The sequence below is a fragment of the Stenotrophomonas sp. TWI602 genome (assembly GCF_039674045.1).
Classification (GTDB): domain Bacteria; phylum Pseudomonadota; class Gammaproteobacteria; order Xanthomonadales; family Xanthomonadaceae; genus Stenotrophomonas.
Genome location: NZ_JBDJMT010000004.1, coordinates 79506 through 95501 on the forward strand (window position 1 = coordinate 79506; position 15996 = coordinate 95501).

At 68.0% G+C, this 15996-nt stretch carries 16 protein-coding genes; 8 read left to right on the forward strand and 8 right to left on the reverse strand.

Translation table 11 applies throughout. The features are described from left to right. Positions 1-104: 104 nt before the first annotated feature. Positions 105-1661 (reverse strand): M56 family metallopeptidase, encoded by a 1557-nt coding sequence (locus ABE483_RS06465; protein ID WP_346481366.1) that lies wholly within the window; start codon positions 1659-1661, stop codon positions 105-107. Next, complete coding sequence (locus tag ABE483_RS06470; protein WP_259261678.1) at positions 1658-2053, reverse strand: BlaI/MecI/CopY family transcriptional regulator; 396 nt, start codon at positions 2051-2053, stop codon at positions 1658-1660. Before ABE483_RS06470 ends, ABE483_RS06465 begins: the two co-directional genes overlap by 4 nt. A gap of 572 nt (positions 2054-2625) precedes the next feature. Between ABE483_RS06470 and ABE483_RS06475 the strand changes: the two genes are divergently transcribed. Together ABE483_RS06475 and ABE483_RS06480 are read left to right on the forward strand one after the other, a co-directional pair. Then, positions 2626-3438, forward strand: a complete 813-nt coding sequence (locus ABE483_RS06475) for an alpha/beta hydrolase (RefSeq protein ID WP_346481367.1) — start codon at positions 2626-2628, stop codon at positions 3436-3438. A gap of 111 nt (positions 3439-3549) precedes the next feature. Further along, positions 3550-3726, forward strand: coding sequence for a hypothetical protein (locus ABE483_RS06480; RefSeq protein WP_019185714.1), 177 nt, complete (start codon positions 3550-3552; stop codon positions 3724-3726). A gap of 12 nt (positions 3727-3738) precedes the next feature. Here the strand turns inward: ABE483_RS06480 and ABE483_RS06485 are convergent, their stop codons facing one another. After that, positions 3739-4581, reverse strand: coding sequence for an MnmC family methyltransferase (locus ABE483_RS06485; RefSeq protein ID WP_346481368.1), 843 nt, complete (start codon positions 4579-4581; stop codon positions 3739-3741). Between the two features lie 193 nt (positions 4582-4774). Between ABE483_RS06485 and ABE483_RS06490 the strand changes: the two genes are divergently transcribed. Further along, positions 4775-5260, forward strand: coding sequence for a transposase (locus tag ABE483_RS06490; RefSeq protein WP_346466490.1), 486 nt, complete (start codon positions 4775-4777; stop codon positions 5258-5260). Positions 5261-5406: 146 nt separating this feature from the next. Here the strand turns inward: ABE483_RS06490 and ABE483_RS06495 are convergent, their stop codons facing one another. Continuing rightward, on the reverse strand, positions 5407-5826 hold the full coding sequence (locus tag ABE483_RS06495; protein WP_346481369.1) for a hypothetical protein: 420 nt from the start codon (positions 5824-5826) through the stop codon (positions 5407-5409). A gap of 112 nt (positions 5827-5938) precedes the next feature. Between ABE483_RS06495 and ABE483_RS06500 the strand changes: the two genes are divergently transcribed. After that, a complete protein-coding gene (locus ABE483_RS06500) occupies positions 5939-6271 on the forward strand; it encodes a hypothetical protein (protein WP_346481370.1) in 333 nt (110 codons plus the stop codon). Between the two features lie 14 nt (positions 6272-6285). On the opposite strand, the gene ABE483_RS06505 is transcribed toward ABE483_RS06500, so the two are convergent. After that, the gene (locus tag ABE483_RS06505; protein ID WP_313220082.1) at positions 6286-6657 is read right to left on the reverse strand and encodes a MerC domain-containing protein; all 372 of its coding nucleotides are present in this window, start codon (positions 6655-6657) and stop codon (positions 6286-6288) included. A 70-nt stretch (positions 6658-6727) separates the two neighbouring features. On the opposite strand from ABE483_RS06505, the gene ABE483_RS06510 reads away from it, so the two are divergent. Beyond that, entirely contained in the window at positions 6728-8059 is a 1332-nt protein-coding gene (locus ABE483_RS06510; RefSeq protein ID WP_346481371.1) for a GTP-binding protein, read from the forward strand. A 9-nt stretch (positions 8060-8068) separates the two neighbouring features. On the opposite strand, the gene ABE483_RS06515 is transcribed toward ABE483_RS06510, so the two are convergent. Next, a complete protein-coding gene (locus tag ABE483_RS06515) occupies positions 8069-9679 on the reverse strand; it encodes an ABC-F family ATP-binding cassette domain-containing protein (RefSeq protein WP_346481372.1) in 1611 nt (536 codons plus the stop codon). A gap of 175 nt (positions 9680-9854) precedes the next feature. Continuing rightward, entirely contained in the window at positions 9855-10757 is a 903-nt protein-coding gene (locus tag ABE483_RS06520; protein WP_346481373.1) for a LysR family transcriptional regulator, read from the reverse strand. 304 nt (positions 10758-11061) lie between these two features. Between ABE483_RS06520 and ABE483_RS06525 the strand changes: the two genes are divergently transcribed. Then, on the forward strand, positions 11062-12264 hold the full coding sequence (locus ABE483_RS06525; RefSeq protein ID WP_346466496.1) for an MFS transporter: 1203 nt from the start codon (positions 11062-11064) through the stop codon (positions 12262-12264). Between the two features lie 106 nt (positions 12265-12370). Continuing rightward, entirely contained in the window at positions 12371-13318 is a 948-nt protein-coding gene (locus ABE483_RS06530; protein ID WP_346481422.1) for a polysaccharide deacetylase family protein, read from the forward strand. A gap of 9 nt (positions 13319-13327) precedes the next feature. On the opposite strand, the gene ABE483_RS06535 is transcribed toward ABE483_RS06530, so the two are convergent. Then, positions 13328-14932: an EAL domain-containing protein gene (locus ABE483_RS06535; RefSeq protein WP_346481374.1), complete on the reverse strand. Its 1605-nt coding sequence runs from the start codon at positions 14930-14932 to the stop codon at positions 13328-13330. Between the two features lie 281 nt (positions 14933-15213). Here ABE483_RS06535 and ABE483_RS06540 point away from each other — a divergent pair, with 281 nt between their 5' ends. Continuing rightward, complete coding sequence (locus ABE483_RS06540) at positions 15214-15987, forward strand: lytic transglycosylase domain-containing protein (RefSeq protein WP_070426523.1); 774 nt, start codon at positions 15214-15216, stop codon at positions 15985-15987. Positions 15988-15996: the final 9 nt, after the last annotated feature.

The following is a 15996-nucleotide window of genomic DNA, read 5'->3' on the forward strand; positions in this document are numbered from 1 at the left end:
GCAGTGAGGGGCGATACGGTGCAGCGAAAGAGGGGATGGCGTGGCGGGCGATGGCGGCGGAGGCCATCGCACCGATCAGCGTCACCCGTGGGGAGTGCGGCCGGTCAGCGTCTGCCGGCGACCGCACCACGCTGGGTGAGGTAGTCACGGACGCGATCGTTGCGTGCCTGGTTCAGCGGCGAGCGCCACTGCCCGAAATCGGCCACCACGCCGAGGTTGACGTCGGCACCGTGCTCGACCAGATAGGCCACGGTGTCGACGTCACCGGAGCGGGCGGCATTGATCAGCGGGGTTTCGTCGTAGGCGACGATGCGGTTGACGTCGGCCCCGGCGCCGACCAGACGCTCCACTACCGGCAGATGACCGCGACGTGCCGCCGCGATCAGTGGATTGCCATCGCCGCGCGAGGCCAGGTCGGGCTGCGCGCCGAGGACGAGCAGGGCGTCGACCATCGCCAGTTCGCCTTGCTTGGCAGCGATGATCAGCGCGGTGCCGTCGCCACTGACCTGCGTATCCACGGCAACCCCCGTCTTGACCAGGTGCTGCACGCGGGAGATGTCTCCAGTGCCGGCCGCGCTGAGCAGCTGCTCGGCCTGCGGCGAAACGGTACGCGACGTAGTGGCGGTTTCGTTCTCTGCAACGATGATCGCGTTGCCCAACCGCGGCGTAGCGGCCACGGTGACACCAACATGCGCGACCAGCGCAACCGCACACAGTGCGCCCCAGCCGAAGCGCGTTGTCCAGCGGGTTGAGCGCGTGTCCAGGCGCAGCAGCCCATCGATGCGCTGGCTCAAGCCACTGCGGGTGGCGGACATGCCGACGGCCAGTGGCGCGCTGTGCCCGCGCTGCGTCATCAGTCCGGCGATACCGGCCAGCAGGGAATCGGCATAGCCGCGGCCACTGCCGGTGCGCAGGGCCGCCTGCTCATCGCAAGCCATCTCGCGGGCGAGATCCAGCCGACGGCCCAGCAGGTGCAGGAACGGGCTCCACCAGTACACGGCGAGCAGTGCACGCTGGGCAGCGGTGATCCACAGATCATGCCGACGGATATGCGCGGCTTCATGCAGCAGCAGATCACGCAGCGCGGCCGGGGGCAGGGTGGATGCCATCGTGGTCGGCACCAGAATGCGCGGCGACCACAGGCCAACCACCATCGGCCCCGTGGCGATATCGGATAGTGCAACGCTGGCACCCGCAGGCAGTTCTCCACCCAGCAGCGCTTCGTGCTGGGGCGAATGCCGCGCGCTGCGATGCAGGCGACGCGCTTGCCATGCGCCCTGGCCCAAGCGGGTCAGGCCCCAGAGCGTGCCGAGCAACCAGATCAGTACGGCGCCGTGCAGCAGGGTCGGCGTGGTGGAGGCGGGGATCGTGTTGGTGATGCCGTCCACTTTCTGCGCGACAACCGGTACTGGAGCCTCAGTCGCTAAGGGCAGTACGGCCTGCTGCGCGACCTCAACAGTCGTCGGCGCGGTGCGAGGCAGCAGGACCAACAGCGGTGATGCCGCAGCCAGCACAAAGGCCAGGCAGAGTGCCCAGGAGCGAGCTTCTGCATTGATCCGGCTGCGCCCCACTACAAGGGCAGCCAGCGCGAACAACAAGGTGCTCTGCCAGAGGTGTTGCACGGCCATCGTCGCCAGGGCTTGGGTCCAATGCACGGTCATTTGGGCGTCCTCGAAGGAGATGCGTCGTCCACGCGCTGCTGCAGCGCTTTGAGCTCGTCAGCGTCCATGTCGTGCTCATCGATCAGGTGCTGGGCCAGCACACTGGGCGAATCGTTGAAGAAGGACTTGAGCAGATTCTCCAACGCCTGCTTGCGCGCGTCGCTGCGGGTGATCGCGGCGCTGTAGATGAAGGCGCGACCCTCGCTGCGATGGTGGACCAGTCCCTTCTTGTCCAGCACCTTGAACATGGTCAGCACGGTCGTATACGCGACCGGCTTCTTCCTGGACAGCTCATCGGTGACCTCACGTACGGACGCCTCCTTCTTCTTCCAGAGCACCTCCAGAATGCGGCGTTCGGCGTCGGTCAGGGCAGGCGACACGGGGCGGGCCATGGCTATCTACTGGTTCGTTAGTTGATGCCCGCATCGTGCGCCCGACGGATCGGGCATGTCAACTATGTAATTAGTAATGGCCGGCCTGCGCGGCGAACCATGGCTCCGCCGGCCACGTCGCCGGCACGCATCTATGGGGTGTCATGGCCACGCAACAGCGCGCAGCTGGCACAGCACTCGCTCTCCGGCCTCTGCCGCAGAGCAGCACGCAATGCCGCATGGGCTGCAGGATGCGCACCAAGGCCATGCAACAACAACGTAAGTGCCAGCCCACAGCAGGCGTTTCCGGACGCGCAGGGTTCCACACGATGCGCAGCCTCCGGCGTGATCTCATGACAGTCCATGTACCGGTTCCCAGCGTCGACGATGCCCCATCGCAACTATCGTCCGCTGCCGTCTCAGATGCTGAGATCGTGGCCGAATGATGCCAGCATCGCGCCGCTGAACGCCCCGGCAGGTATCAGTCAGCCCTGTGCACGTCACGTCAGCGACATCGCGCTTTCTTTCACGGCTCACCCAACCCCGTCTCCCTAGGATCGAACCTTCCTTCCCCATCGCTCCAAGGAGTTCCCATGGCTGCTTCCCGCGTTCGCCTGCACGTTGAAGATTCCGGTGGTACCGGCCGCCCGGTGGTGCTGATCCACGGCTGGCCGCTGTCGGCCGAATCGTGGAAGGCCCAAGTCCCCGCGCTGCGCGAGGCGGGCTACCGCGTGGTGGCCTACGACCGCCGTGGTTTCGGTCGCTCGGACAAGCCGGCCGACGGCTACGAGTACGACACGCTCGCCGATGATCTGGCCGGTGTGCTCGAGGATCTGGATCTGAAGGACGCCACCCTGGTCGGCTTCTCCATGGGCGGTGGTGAAGTGGCGCGCTACGTCGCCAAGCACGGCGAATCACGCCTGCACAGCGTGGTGTTCGCCTCGGCGGTGCCGCCCTACATGCTCAAGACCAGCGACAACCCCGAAGGCCCGCTGACGCAGGAAAAGGCCGATGAAATGCGCGAAGGCCTGGAGAAGGACCGCGACACGTTCTTCGATGGCTTCACCAAGGATTTCTTCAGTGCCAACGGCGAGCTCAAGGTCAGCGAAGAAGAGCGCCAGGCCTCGATCAAGCTCTGTCAGCAGTCCGACCAGACCGCCGCGCTGGGCTGCATGAAGGCCTTCGGCACGACCGACTTCCGCGGCGACCTCAAGAAGGTCACGGTGCCGACCCTGGTGCTGCATGGTGACAGCGATGGCACGGTCCCGTTCGAGGGCTCGGGCAAGCGCACCCATGCGGCCATCGCGGGCAGTGAGGTGGTGGTGCTGAAGGACGCGCCGCACGGCTGCAATGCCAGCCATGCCGATGCGTTCAACAACGCACTGTTGGAGTTCCTGAAGAAGTAAGTCGCAGCTCGTTCGCAGATCGCGCCCGGCACGTTGCGATGACGTGTCGGGCGTTCTTGTACGCTGCACAGACCAAGCGAAAGTGCAGCGCTACGCCACACGAGACCACCCATGCGCCAGTCCCAGACACCGCCCTGGAAGAAGCCCAGTCCCAACGGGAAGAAGAAGTCGCAGCCGCTCTCCGAGGCGCAGAAGGATGCGGCACGTCAGCGCGCCGAGGAAAACGGGCGGCGCTACCCCAATCTGGTCGACAACATGTGGGCGGCCAAACTGCCACGTGGCAGTTGACCAGCCCTCTGCTCAGCGCTTGACCGCGAGCACCCCATCCATCGCCAGCTCGGCCTTGAAACCTGCCTTTTCCAGACGCTTGGCGACCTCGCGCGGCACATCGCGGCCGCTGGTCAGTTTGTTCGGCGCACCGGTGTAATGGAACATCCGGCCGCCCTTGCGGATGACGCGCGCGAGCTGGTCATAGAACACCTGTGAATACAGTTCGCCGGCGATGCCGAAGCGCGGCGGATCGTGCAGGATCGCGTCGACCGAGGCGGTCTCCAGCGCTTCGATCTCCTGCGACACATCACCCTGGCTCAGCGCCAGACGACCGCCGCTGCTGTCCGCGTCCGGATCGGGCGACCACGGATTGAGCGTGCGCAGCCACAGCACATCCGGATTCTTCTCGAACGAGCGGATGCGGGTGACCCCACCTTCCAGGCAGCACGCCGCGAAGTAGCCCAGGCCGCCGCAGGTATCCAGCACCGTCTTGCCGGCCGGTGCGATCAACGCGACCTTGCGGCGGGCATCCTCGAACGGGGAGACCTGTGCGCTGGGCAGCATCTTGATGCCGTCGATCTCGAAGGTCGGCGCGTCCCAGTCGGTCGGCACCAGCTTGATCAGCGCCGAGCCGAAGCGCGAGATCGCCAGGAACTCCTCGCCGTCCCAGTAGTACAGGGTGCGGTCCTTGGTCTTGCCGGGATAGGCGTAGGTCTGACCCTTCCACTGCCAGTGGTCGGCCGCCAGCGTGGCGGTGCCGGTGGAGCGGCCGAGGTCGAGCGAGCCGGTCCATTCCCCGGTGCCGGCATCGCGGGCGCGGGTCAGGCTCTCGGCGAGCGGGCGGGTCAGCAGGGGGCCGGTGTAATGGGGCACGGGATCTCAGGCCGCGGCGCGAGCGCCAGACGGTATGGCAGTCAGGGGTGGGCATCGTACCTGAGAAGCCACTGGCCGGCCGTCATGCGGCCGGTTCATGACGGGAGCCCGACCCTTGGATGCGCTGCGCTCCGAGGTGCTCACAGGGAGTGCACTGATCGTGGCTCGGCCTGGCGCTTTGGATACTTGGGCCATGTCCTACGACCACATCCTCTGGCCGACCGGCACCGCCTACTTCTTCAGCGCGCACCTGCGCGATCGCAGCAGCAGCCTGCTGGTGGAACAGGCGCAGACCCTGCGATTGGCGTTCCGGGTGGCGCAGCAGGCGCGGCCGTTCCGGATCAACGCGATCGTGGTGCTGCCGGACCATCTGCACGGGGTGTGGACGCTGCCGGAGGGCGATGAGGAAGGCCATCGGCGCTGGGCGCAGATCCAGGCGATCTTTGACCGCCAGTTGCCGATGGCCGAGCCGCGGCTGCAGCTCCGGCGTGATCGCAGCCTGCGGCCGCTCTGGCACAACGGCTTTCGCGAGCATCGGATCGTCGACGCCGAAGACCTGCAGCGGCATGTGGCGTATGTGCACCACAACCCGGTCAAGCACGGGCATGTGCGTGATGCGACGCAATGGCCATACAGCTCGATCCATCGTGGCCGCCGCGAGCCGGAAGAGGGCGGCTGACGTATGGGAGTGGGGGTTTGCCCGCGGAAGTGTGCGGCAGGCGATATCGGGGGATGAGGGTGGCGGACCGGGCTACTGGTGCGGGCATGCGGTGGGCCGCAGCCAACATCAGTGGCCCGGTAGGCGGTCGCGACGCACGTTGGCGATCAGGGGCACTTCACCGCGAACACCGGCCCGGCGCCGATCAGGACCAGCGCCATGTAGTCGCTGTCCTTGGCTTTGCCCTTGAGCGTGGCCCCCGGGTTGAACTTGAAGATGCCGAAGCCGCCACCGGGGCGCACCAGGGCCTTGTTGATCTGATCCGCATCGTCGCGGAAGAACTGGGCGATCTCGGCGCGGCTGGATTCCTGCAGCGGTGTGGCGTCGCGCTGCCATTGCTCATCGCGATTGAAGGACACGTAGTACTGGCCCTGCTGCTGATCGATACGGAACTCCGCGGGCTTGCGCGCGTGGGTGGCGTAGCAGCCGAGCATCGGATCGGACGAAAACACGCCGGCGCTGTTGTCCTTTCCGCAGCCGGTCAGCAGGAGCGGGGACAGGAGGAGAAGGCTGGGCAACAGGCGCATGGCGGATCCTGGCGACGGGTGTTTCAGCATTGTCCAACACCGCATGAAAAGATGCCGTCTGTGTGCGTCGCGGGCGATGGTGTACGGTGATGCGATTCTCAGGAGACACCCCGTGCCGCCCGATTCTCCGCAAGCGCCGCGCTCACCGTCGACGACGCCGATCTCGGCTCAGCGACTGCCGCTGCTCGGCCTGGTCAGCTTCCTCGGCCTCCCCGTCGGGGCCGCCGCCGCCCATATCGCCACCGCCGCCAATCATGGTGTCACCGCCGGCGCCAGCACCACAGGCGTCTCCATCGGCGTCCTCGCTTCGGCGGCCGTGGGTCTGATTGCCACCGTGGGCTCTCGCGTGCGTCAGGAACGCTGGCCGTGGCTTGGCATCATCGGCGCGGTACTCAGCGCCGCGCCGCTGGTGCTGTTCCTGGTCGGGATGATGTTCAAGCACTGAGCCGAGCCGGCCGCTCAGTGCCGGTGCCGCCGCCAGGCGTTCCACACATGCGTGCTGGCCAACAGCAGGCTGCCGACCACCGTCATCGGGGTCTCGGCCTCATGGCTCGGCCAGCCCATGGCGCCGGCCAGCAGCAACAGCAGCCCGACCAACGCGGCGGCCATCGCCAGCACGGGCAGGCGATGCTGGCGGTGCGCGCGCCACAGCGCGAAGCCGGTCACCGGCGCGGCAATCGCCACGAACAGGGCATGCACCCACTCGGCCTCGGCCCACACGCCCAGCAGCGGGAGCATCGCCGCGAGCAGCGGCAGGGCCAGGCAGTGCAGCAGGCATAGGCCGGACAGCGCGATGGCGCCGGCATCCAACAGGGCAGAGGATCGCTTCATGGGGCGTGGGGGTCTTGGTCTGTGAATGTTATATAGTAACATTTCAATTCCACTTCTGACCTGCTCCGCCATGACTGCCTCTGCTGCCCTTCGTGATTCCCGTCTGCCGGTGACGGTGCTGTCCGGCTTCCTCGGTGCCGGCAAGACCACCGTGCTCAATCAGCTGCTGCGCAATCGCGAGGGTCGCCGGGTGGCTGTGATCGTCAATGACATGAGTGAGATCAACGTCGATGCGCAGCTGGTCCGCGAGGGTGGCGCCGCACTCAGCCGCACCGAGGAGACGCTGGTGGAGTTCAGCAACGGCTGCATCTGCTGCACGCTGCGCGATGACCTGCTGCTCGAGGTGCGGCGGCTTGCGGCGGAGGGACGCTATGACTATCTGTTGATCGAATCGACCGGGATCGCCGAGCCGATGCCGGTCGCGGCGACCTTCTCGGTGCGCGATGAGGCCGGCTTCAGCCTCAGCGACATCGCGCGGCTGGATACGCTGGTGACGGTGGTCGATGGCGCGCAGTTCCTGCACGACTTCGGCTCCAGCGATCGCTTGATCGATCGTGGCCAGCAGGCGGGTGAGGACGACGACCGCGGTGTGGTCAACCTGCTTGCCGAGCAGATCGAGTTCGCCAATGTGATCGTGGTCAGCAAGTGCGATCTGATCGATGACGACACCCTGCAGTCCACGCTGGCCGTGCTGCGTGCAATGAACCGGGACGCGCGGCTGCTGTTGTCCGAACACGGCAACGTGCCGCTGCACGAGGTGCTCGATACCGGCCGCTACGATTTCGTCAAAGCGCAGTTGGCACCGGGCTGGATGCAGGCGCTGCGTGGTCAGCACACGCCGGAGACCGAGGAATACGGCATCACCAGTTTCGTCTACCGCTCGCGCCGACCGTTCCATCCGCAGCGCTTTGCACGCTTGCTGGAAACCGGGCTGGGCAGCGTGATCCGCAGCAAGGGCTTCTTCTGGCTGGCCAACCGCATGGACTCGGTGGGCGAGCTCTCCAGTGTCGGTGCGGCCACGCAGACCTCGGTCGCGGGGGTCTGGTACGCCTCGCGCGAGCGCATGGAGGCGGGCTTGGAGAACACCGTGCCCGAGCTGTCACCCACGCGCGTGCCCTACACGGATATCGGCTGGGCCCGCCAACAGACGGCGTGCTGGACCGCGCCGCTGCCCAGCGTGGAGCAGGTCGGCGATGCCGGTGAGTACCAGGCGATGCGCAGGCTGTGGCATCCCTGGTGGGGCGACCGCCGCCAGGAGCTGGCGGTGATCGGGGTGGCGATGGACGAGCACGCGGTGCGTGCCGAGCTGGATGCCTGCCTGCTCAACGATGAAGAGCTTCGCGCAGGGCCGCTGTTGTGGCAGTTGTTGCCGGATGCGTTCCCGGCGTGGGCGCGCACGTAGCCGCCGGCGCTACACCGGCGTCAGCTGCCAGCCCTGATCAGATGCGCGCAGGGTATGGCTCAATCCCACCGCCTCCAGCAGCGCGTCATCGTGCGAAACGATCATCAGCGTGCCGCTGTACTGGCTGAGCATCTGCTCCAGCGCGGTCAGCGAGGGCAGGTCGAGGTGATTGCCGGGTTCGTCGAGCAGCAGCAGCTGCGGCGGCGTCTGTGCGTAAAGCATGGACGCCAACGCCGCCTTCAAGCGTTCGCCACCGCTGAGCGTGGCCAACGGCCGCAGGCTGCGCTCGGCATCGAGCCCGAGCAGCGCCAACTGCGTGCGCAGCGTGCCTTCGTCGGCGACCGGATGCGCGCGTTGCAGCAGTGACAGGGCCGAGGCGTCATCGGGCAGCATCGTGAGCGACTGATCGAGCAGGGCGACGCTGGCCGCCACCTCGACGTGCCCCGACACCGGCGCCAACGTGCCGGCCAGCAACCGCAGCAGCGTGGATTTGCCGCTGCCGTTGCGGCCCTGCACGCCGATCCGCTGGCCGCGCTTAACCGTGAGATCCAGCGTCTTCCAGGGCGCCTGCACCCACGGCAGTTCGGCGGCGACGAGCTCGGCCACGCGCTGGGGGCCCGGCTCGCTGATCACCGGGGCAAGCAGGGCGATCTCGATGTCCTGCTCCACCTCGCCGGCGGCCTCGCGCACGCGCGCGTCCAGTTCGGTACGGCGCTCGCTCTGCTGTGTTTGCCAGCGGCCGGCACTGTGCTCGCTGCGGTTCTTCATGCCACCGAGCAGGATCGGCGCCTGGTTGGCGGTGCGTGCCTCGCGTGTAGCGCGCGCTTGCCGATGCGCCATCTTCTCGCGCTGATCGCGCAGCTCGGTCTGCTGCTGGCGGCGCTCGCGCTTGCGCAGGGCCAGCTGGGCATCCGCGCTGCGCCGCTCGTCCTGCTTCTTTTCGGCGTAGAGATCGTAGTTGCCGCCGTACGGGCGCAGCCCGCCGGGTGACAGTTCGACGATGCGCGCCATGTGCCGCAGCAGCATGCGGTCGTGGCTGATCACGATCAGGCCGCCGTGCCAGCGCTGCAGCGCCTCGATCAGGCGCGCACGATGGGCGGCGTCGAGGTGGTTGCTGGGTTCATCCAGGATCAGCCCCTCGGCACCGGACAGAAACGCACCGGCCAGCGCGACCTGCATCGCCTGGCCACCACTGAGCGTGGCCGCCGGGCGTAGGGGATCCAGCGCGGGCAGCCCGAGCAGCTGCCACTGCGCCTGCAGCTGCTCGCGGAGGTCCCAGCGCTCACCCACGCGGGTGAAGTCGTCCGGATCCACGCTGCCGGCTTCGATACGGTGCAGGGCGTCGAGCACCGCGCCGACGCCGGCCAGATCGGCGATGCGGCCTTCAGGCACGCCGCTGTGCTGCGTAAGCAGGTGCACCGGCCCGCTGCGCAGGATGCGGCCGGCGGTGGGCGTCAGATCGCCGCTGAGCAGGTGCGCGAGCAGGCTTTTGCCCACGCCGTTGCGCCCGACCAGGCCGGTCGGGGTGCCGTCGAACGCGGCGGACAGTTCGGAAAACAGGACCCGGCCGTCGGGCAGGGTATGCGTCACGCGATCGAGCGTGAGAGCGAATGCGGTCATGCGACCTCCATTGGATGCCAAGGACTCCCCTCCTGCGGAACAGGTGGGTGGAGACGGGCCGTCAGACGACGGCGGCATCAATGGCGCATGTAGGCCTACCTCGGCAACAAAGGCGGCTGGCTGCCGCGTGGCCAGTATAAAACCGCCCGGCGGCAGGGCGATGAACGCCGCCTGTTCAGCAGCTGACCCCGGTCAGCCGGGCGCTGATGAAATCGATGAAGACCCGCAGCTTGGGCAGCACATGGCGGCCGGAGGGCCACAGCAGGTAGAAGGTGCCGCAGGCATGGATGCGGTCGGCCATGACCCGTTGCAGGCGGCCGTCGGCCAGGGCCTCGCGCACCGAGTGCTCGGGGATATAGGCGATGCCGCGCCCGGCCAGCGCGAAGGCCAGCCGCGCTTCGATCGTATTGCTGACCATCGAGACCGGCAGTGCCAGCGGCGCGGCGCCCGGCGTCTGCGGCAGCGGCCACGGTTCCAGCTTGCCGCTGCTGGGGAAGCGGTAGTGCAGGCAGTCGTGGTGCAGCAGGTCCTCGGGCACACGTGGCGTGCCGCGCCGCGCCAGGTAATCAGGGGAGGCGACCAGATAGCGCGGGAACACGCCGAGCTGTCGCGCGCTCAGGCGCGAGTCGGTCGGCGCGCTGACCCGCAGCACGGCGTCGAAGCCTTCCTCGATCACATCCACCAGGCGGTCATCGAAATCCAGCTCCAGGCGGATGCCGGGATAAGCGGCCATGAACTCGGCGAGCAGCGGCAGCGAGATGTCGCCGACCAGCGGCAGGCTGACCCGCAGCACTCCCGTGGGCGCCTCGGTCTGCTGGACCAGCTCATCGCGGGCGGCGTCACGCTCATCGAGGATGCGCCGGCACCGGACCAGGAAGCGCTCGCCCTCGGCGGTGAGAGTGACGCTGCGGGTGCTGCGATGGAACAGCCGCACGCCGAGTGCCTGCTCCAGCCGCGATACCGTCTTGCCGGCCGCCGAGGCGGAGATGCCGAGCATGCGGCCGGTCTCGACGAAGCTGCGGGTGTCGGCGACCTGCACGAAGGTCTGCAGGTTGCCGAGGTTGTCCAAGGCTGACATGGGCGGTTGCACGGGGTGAAAGAGGCACTGTAACGGCCGGCAGGGCCTGCGGGGCGGGCGCCGGCGGCATTGGCCCGCAACACTGCGGTGCGCGGGTGCCTGGTGCCAGCCGAAGACCTTGCGGGGAGGGCGCTTCACCGATTGCGGCCTCGCCGGTCCGGAATGTGCGGAGCGCCACCCGGCTGTTTCCCTGGCGGCTCACCGCCTACCGTGGCGCTCCCCCTTCTGCTGGTGCCCCCATGTCTTCCCTCCCGGACCTTCGCGAGCCCACGTCCTTCGATGCGGCACCCACCCAGGCGCGCCCATGAGCGGGCACGCGGTCGATTCCACCGCCCTCCCCCTGCCCAACGCCGCCAGCCGGTTGCCGTTCGGCGGGCTGCTGGCGCTGGCCTGCGCGGGCTTCATCACCATCCTCACCGAGGCGCTTCCGGCCGGCCTGCTCTCCCCGATGAGCGCCGATCTCGGCGTCAGCCGCGCGCTGGTCGGGCAGCTGGTCACGATCTACGCCCTGGGCTCGCTCGTCGCCGCATTGCCGATGACCGCGCTGACCCGGCGCTGGCCGCGGCGCCCGCTGCTGCTCACTGCGATCGCCGGCTTCGTGGTGGTCAACACCATCACCGCGATGACGCACCACTACGGCCTGATGCTGGTCGCGCGCTTCTGCGCGGGCATCAGCGCGGGCCTGCTGTGGTCGCTGGTGGCCGGCTATGCCAGCCGCATGGTGGTGCCGCAGCTGCAGGGCCGCGCGATCGCGGTGGCGATGGTCGGCACGCCGCTGGCACTGTCGCTCGGCATTCCGGCCGGCACCCTGCTCGGCCAGACCATTGGTTGGCGCTGGGCGTTCGGGTTGATGTCGCTGCTGAGCGTCGGCTTGCTGGTGTGGGCGCGGCTGGTGCTGCCACCCTTGCCGGCCCCGGGCGCGGCGGCGCAGCAGCCGCTGGGCAACGTACTGCGGCTGCGCGGCATGCGCACTGCGTTGCTGACGATGTTCCTGTACGTGCTGGCGCACAACGTGCTCTACACCTACATCGAACCGTTCGCGGCGCTGTCCGGCGCGGCGGCCTGGCTGGATCGCCTGCTGCTGGTGTTCGGCGTGGCCGCGCTGGTCGGTATCTGGATCACCGGGCTGCTGGTGGACCGCTGGCTGCGCGAACTGGTCATCGCCAGCACGCTGGCGTTTGCGTTGTCGGCCGTGGCGTTCGGGCTGTGGCCCGGCACACCGTGGGTGCTGCTGATCGGCACGGTGGTGTGGGGGGTGTCGTTCGGGGGCGTTGCCACCCAGTTCCAGACCGCGGTGGCACGTCGCGCCGATGAGGCCGGTGACATCGCGCAGTCGTTCGTGGTGACCGGCTGGAACCTGGCGATCGCGCTGGCCGGCATCGTCGGCGGGGTGATGCTGGAAACCGTGGGCGAGCGCTGGCTGCCGGCGGTGCTGCTGGTGCTGCTGTTGGCCACGTTGGTGGTGGTGCTGCGCCAGCCGCGTGCGTGGGCCCCGATCGCGCACTGAGCCGAGCCGCCGCACACGGCAAGGTGAGCCGCGATACCCGGCGCTATGCTGGGGCCGGGTATCGCGATGGGAGTGGCAGGTGCGTAACGGAGTCCTTCGAAGTGGCCTGCTGGCGCTGCTGTGCCTGGCCGGGGTCGCACAGGCGGCTGAGCCGGATCGGCGCATCGCGCTGACGATCGATGATCTGCCCTGGCAGCGCCTGGACGAACGCGCCGAGCCCGAGCTTGCCGCCCGTCATGCACAGTTGATCGCAGCCCTGAAGCGGGCCGACGTGCCGGTGGTGGGGTTCGTCAACGAGGTCAAGCTGGCGCTGGACGGACAGGTGCAGCCGACGCGGGTACAGATGCTGCGCGACTGGCGCGATGCCGGTGTCGAGCTGGGCAACCACACCTACGGCCATGTCGATCTGCACGCGATCGGACTGGCCGCGTATGAGCAGGACATCCTGCGCGGTGAAGCCACCTTGCGCCCACTGCTGGCCGAAACCGGGCAGGCACCGCGCTGGTTCCGGCATCCGTATCTGCGTGCCGGGCAGTCACCGCAGGAACGCGCTGCGCTCGGCGCGTTCCTGCAGCAACATGGTTATCAGGTCGCGCCGGTCACGGTCGACAACAGCGAATGGATCTGGGCCTTCGCCTACGATCACGTGCGCGATACCGAGCCGGATCCGGTCGTGCGGGAGGCTCGCCTGCGCCAGCTGCGTCGCGGCTATGTGCCCTACATGCTCAACAAGCTGGACTACTACGAGCAGCAGGGGCAGCAACTGCTGGGCCGGTTGCCTGCACAGGTGTGGTTGATCCACGCCAATGCGCTCAGCGCGGACTGTGTGGAAGAACTGGTCGCAGCCACGCGCCGGCGCGGCTATCGCTTCATCTCGCTGGAGGCGGCACTGCAGGATCCGGCCTACCAGCATGCCGATGGCTACAACGGCGCCGGGGGCATCAGCTGGATCCAGCGCTGGGCGATGGCCGAGGGCAGACCGAAGGCGTTCTATGCTGGCGAGCCGCAGGTCCCGGCGTGGGTGATGACGCTGGCCGGCCTCGAGGCGGAATGACGCAACGGCTCAGGCCGGCGTGTCGCCGTTGGGGTTCTGCATGTCCTCCGGTGCCGGCCCGTACTGCTGCTGGCGCTGCTGGTGGAACGCCATGAACTCGGCCGGCGGCAGTGCCTTCGAGAACAGCCACCCCTGCCCGAACTCCACCTGGCGCGCCTGGAGATAGGCGAGCTGGGCCGGGGTTTCCACGCCCTCCGCCACGGTGAACAGCCCGAGCGTCTTGGCCATGTCGATGATGTGCGAGGTCACCGGGCTGGTGGCACTGTCGGTGCCGATCGCATCGATGAACGACTTGTCGATTTTCAGTGCATCCAGCGGCAGCTGCTGCAGGTACTGCAGGCTGGAATAGCCGACACCGAAGTCATCGATCGCCACGCAGTGACCCATGCGCCGCGCATTGGCCAGGCTGGTGCGCGCGCGGCGGAAATCGATGAAGCCGCGCTCGGTTGCCTCCAGCCAGATCTGCTGGGGGTGGATGCCGGTGCCGTGCAGCTTGCTCGACAGCACCTTCAACGCCCGGCCACTGCTGACATCCTCGGCGGCCAGGTTGATCGCGATGTGCGCGGTGCGGTCCTGTATCAGCAGCGTGCGCATGTCGGCGATCACATGGTCGATGACCTGATCGGTCAGCGCCTCGATCAGCCCGGCTTCCTCGGCCAGCGGAATGAACAGATCCGGCCGCACCAGCGTGCCATCGGGCCGACGCCAGCGCACCAGCGATTCGGCGCCCACGCAGATGCCGGTGTCCAGCTCGATGATCGGCTGGTAGTGCATGAAGAACTCGCGCCTGCGCACCGCCGTGGCCAGTTCGCCCCGCAGCGACAGCCGCCGCCGCGACAGCCACACCACACCCCCGATCGCCGCCAGCGCGCCGAGCACGCCCAGCGGAATGAACTGCCCGATCTGGTGGCGGAACGCGGCGACCAGATCGGTGCGCGGGGCGGTCGCAACGGCCAACCACTCCTGGTCCTGCGCGGTGGCGTAGAGCGTCTGGCCTTCCATGCCGCTGGCGGGCTCGCGCAGCAACCGCTGCAGCAGTTCCTGGTCCCGGATGTCCTGCTGCGCGATCAGGCGCCCGTCCGGGCTGGCTACCGCCAGCCGCACGTTGGGGTCGGCGATCACATCGACCAGCCGCGCCGGGTCCATCAGGATGTCGTACTGCCCGTAGCTGAGCGCCATCAACGGCTGCTCCAGATTGCCGGCCAGCGGCCGGACGCCGAGGGTGATGCCGGCGCCTTCGGCGGTCACGTACCCGGGCGTGGGCTGCGGGATCTCGGCCGTCACCGGCCCCCACGAATTGCAGACCAGCCGGCCCTGTTCGAAGTAGCCCACCTGCTCGGCCGAATGGGTACGCATGGCCAGGCTGCGCATCAGCTGCAGGTGCTCGGGTGAGCAGGGCACCAGTGTGCTCTGGTTGAGCTCGTGCAGGGTGGTCAGTGCCATCTCGTAGGCACGATGCGCGCGCTGCAGGGTGCGCTCGGCCGTGGTCTGCAGCCGCACCTGCTCGGATTCGCTGGCGCGGCTCCAGGTGAAATAGAACACCGTGGCGATCGGCACCAGGGCGCCCAGCAGGGCGAGCACTACAGTGACGGCGATGATCCTGGCGCGGTTCAAACAGACCTCGATGCCTAGTCGAAAAGGGGTTCCATGGCAGCCCGATGGGCCAGGGCACTCACTGCCCCGAGCCGCTATATGACCATCAGTCCGCGGGGATTGAAACACTGCCGCGCGCCGGGACGGGCGGGAGCGGAGGCGGGACGCTCCATGAGGGGTTGAATCCGTCAGCCCTGGGCAGGGCGCCAGCGCGTGCCCAGCGGCAGCCCGGTATTCACCTTCGGTTCGCGCCCCCGGCCGGATCATCGCGCCGCACCCTTCCGTGCCCCGATCCGAGCCCGATGAATCCGACCCTGCCTGCCGCGTTGGCCCTGTTGTCGTTGCTGCTGCCTGGCCTGGCATCGGCGCGCACGGTCTATCGCTGCGTGCAGAGCAACACAGTCAGCCTGGCCACCGCGCCGGAGCCGGGCTCCAGATGCACCCCGCAGCAGATCGACGACAACGCCGTGCAGACCCCCAACCTGTGGGGCAACATGGGCGTCTTCAGTGGCACCCTGTACGAGCGTGAGCAGGACGGTGCGCTGGTCTACTCCACCCGCAACCTGCCCGGCTCGCGCGTGTTCCTGAAGTTCACCGTGGCCACGCCCCCGGGCGAGCCGGCGCACGAAGGGCTGGGCAAGGTCGGTACGCCGCAGTTGAACCGGCATGCCAAGCAGTTCAAGGCGGCAGCCAAGGCCACCGGCGTGGACGATGCCTGGCTGCGCGCGATCGCGCATGCCGAGAGTGGCTTCGATGCCGGCGCGATCTCACCCAAGGGCGCGCAGGGCGTGATGCAGTTGATGCCCGATACGGCCACCGAATACGGCGTGGCCGATCCCCTCTCGGCCGAGCAGTCGATCAGCGGTGGCGCGCGTTACATGAAGGCGTTGCTGCGGCGTTACAAAGGCGACCGCGTACTGGCTGCGGCCGCGTACAACGCCGGGATCGGTGCGGTGACGCGCTACAAGGGCGTGCCCCCGTATGCCGAGACGCTGGCCTATGTGGAGAAGGTCAGCGCGTTGTACGTGCGCTACCGCGAAGCGATGGGGTTCAAGGTGGAGACGCCGGCGAAGTAGGGGCCGGGC

Excerpts from the sequence above, each read along its gene's own strand:
- ABE483_RS06480 (WP_019185714.1), top strand. The coding sequence starts at position 3,550 with ATGCGCCAGTCCCAGACACCGCCCTGGAAGAAGCCCAGTCCCAACGGG.
- ABE483_RS06465 (WP_346481366.1), bottom strand. The coding sequence starts at position 1,661 with ATGACCGTGCATTGGACCCAAGCCCTGGCGACGATGGCCGTGCAACAC.
- ABE483_RS06475 (WP_346481367.1), top strand. The coding sequence starts at position 2,626 with ATGGCTGCTTCCCGCGTTCGCCTGCACGTTGAAGATTCCGGTGGTACC.
- ABE483_RS06520 (WP_346481373.1), bottom strand. The coding sequence starts at position 10,757 with ATGTCAGCCTTGGACAACCTCGGCAACCTGCAGACCTTCGTGCAGGTC.
- ABE483_RS06525 (WP_346466496.1), top strand. The coding sequence starts at position 11,062 with ATGAGCGGGCACGCGGTCGATTCCACCGCCCTCCCCCTGCCCAACGCC.
- ABE483_RS06495 (WP_346481369.1), bottom strand. The coding sequence starts at position 5,826 with ATGCGCCTGTTGCCCAGCCTTCTCCTCCTGTCCCCGCTCCTGCTGACC.
- ABE483_RS06505 (WP_313220082.1), bottom strand. The coding sequence starts at position 6,657 with ATGAAGCGATCCTCTGCCCTGTTGGATGCCGGCGCCATCGCGCTGTCC.
- ABE483_RS06540 (WP_070426523.1), top strand. The coding sequence starts at position 15,214 with ATGAATCCGACCCTGCCTGCCGCGTTGGCCCTGTTGTCGTTGCTGCTG.
- ABE483_RS06470 (WP_259261678.1), bottom strand. The coding sequence starts at position 2,053 with ATGGCCCGCCCCGTGTCGCCTGCCCTGACCGACGCCGAACGCCGCATT.
- ABE483_RS06490 (WP_346466490.1), top strand. The coding sequence starts at position 4,775 with ATGTCCTACGACCACATCCTCTGGCCGACCGGCACCGCCTACTTCTTC.
- ABE483_RS06515 (WP_346481372.1), bottom strand. The coding sequence starts at position 9,679 with ATGACCGCATTCGCTCTCACGCTCGATCGCGTGACGCATACCCTGCCC.
- ABE483_RS06510 (WP_346481371.1), top strand. The coding sequence starts at position 6,728 with ATGACTGCCTCTGCTGCCCTTCGTGATTCCCGTCTGCCGGTGACGGTG.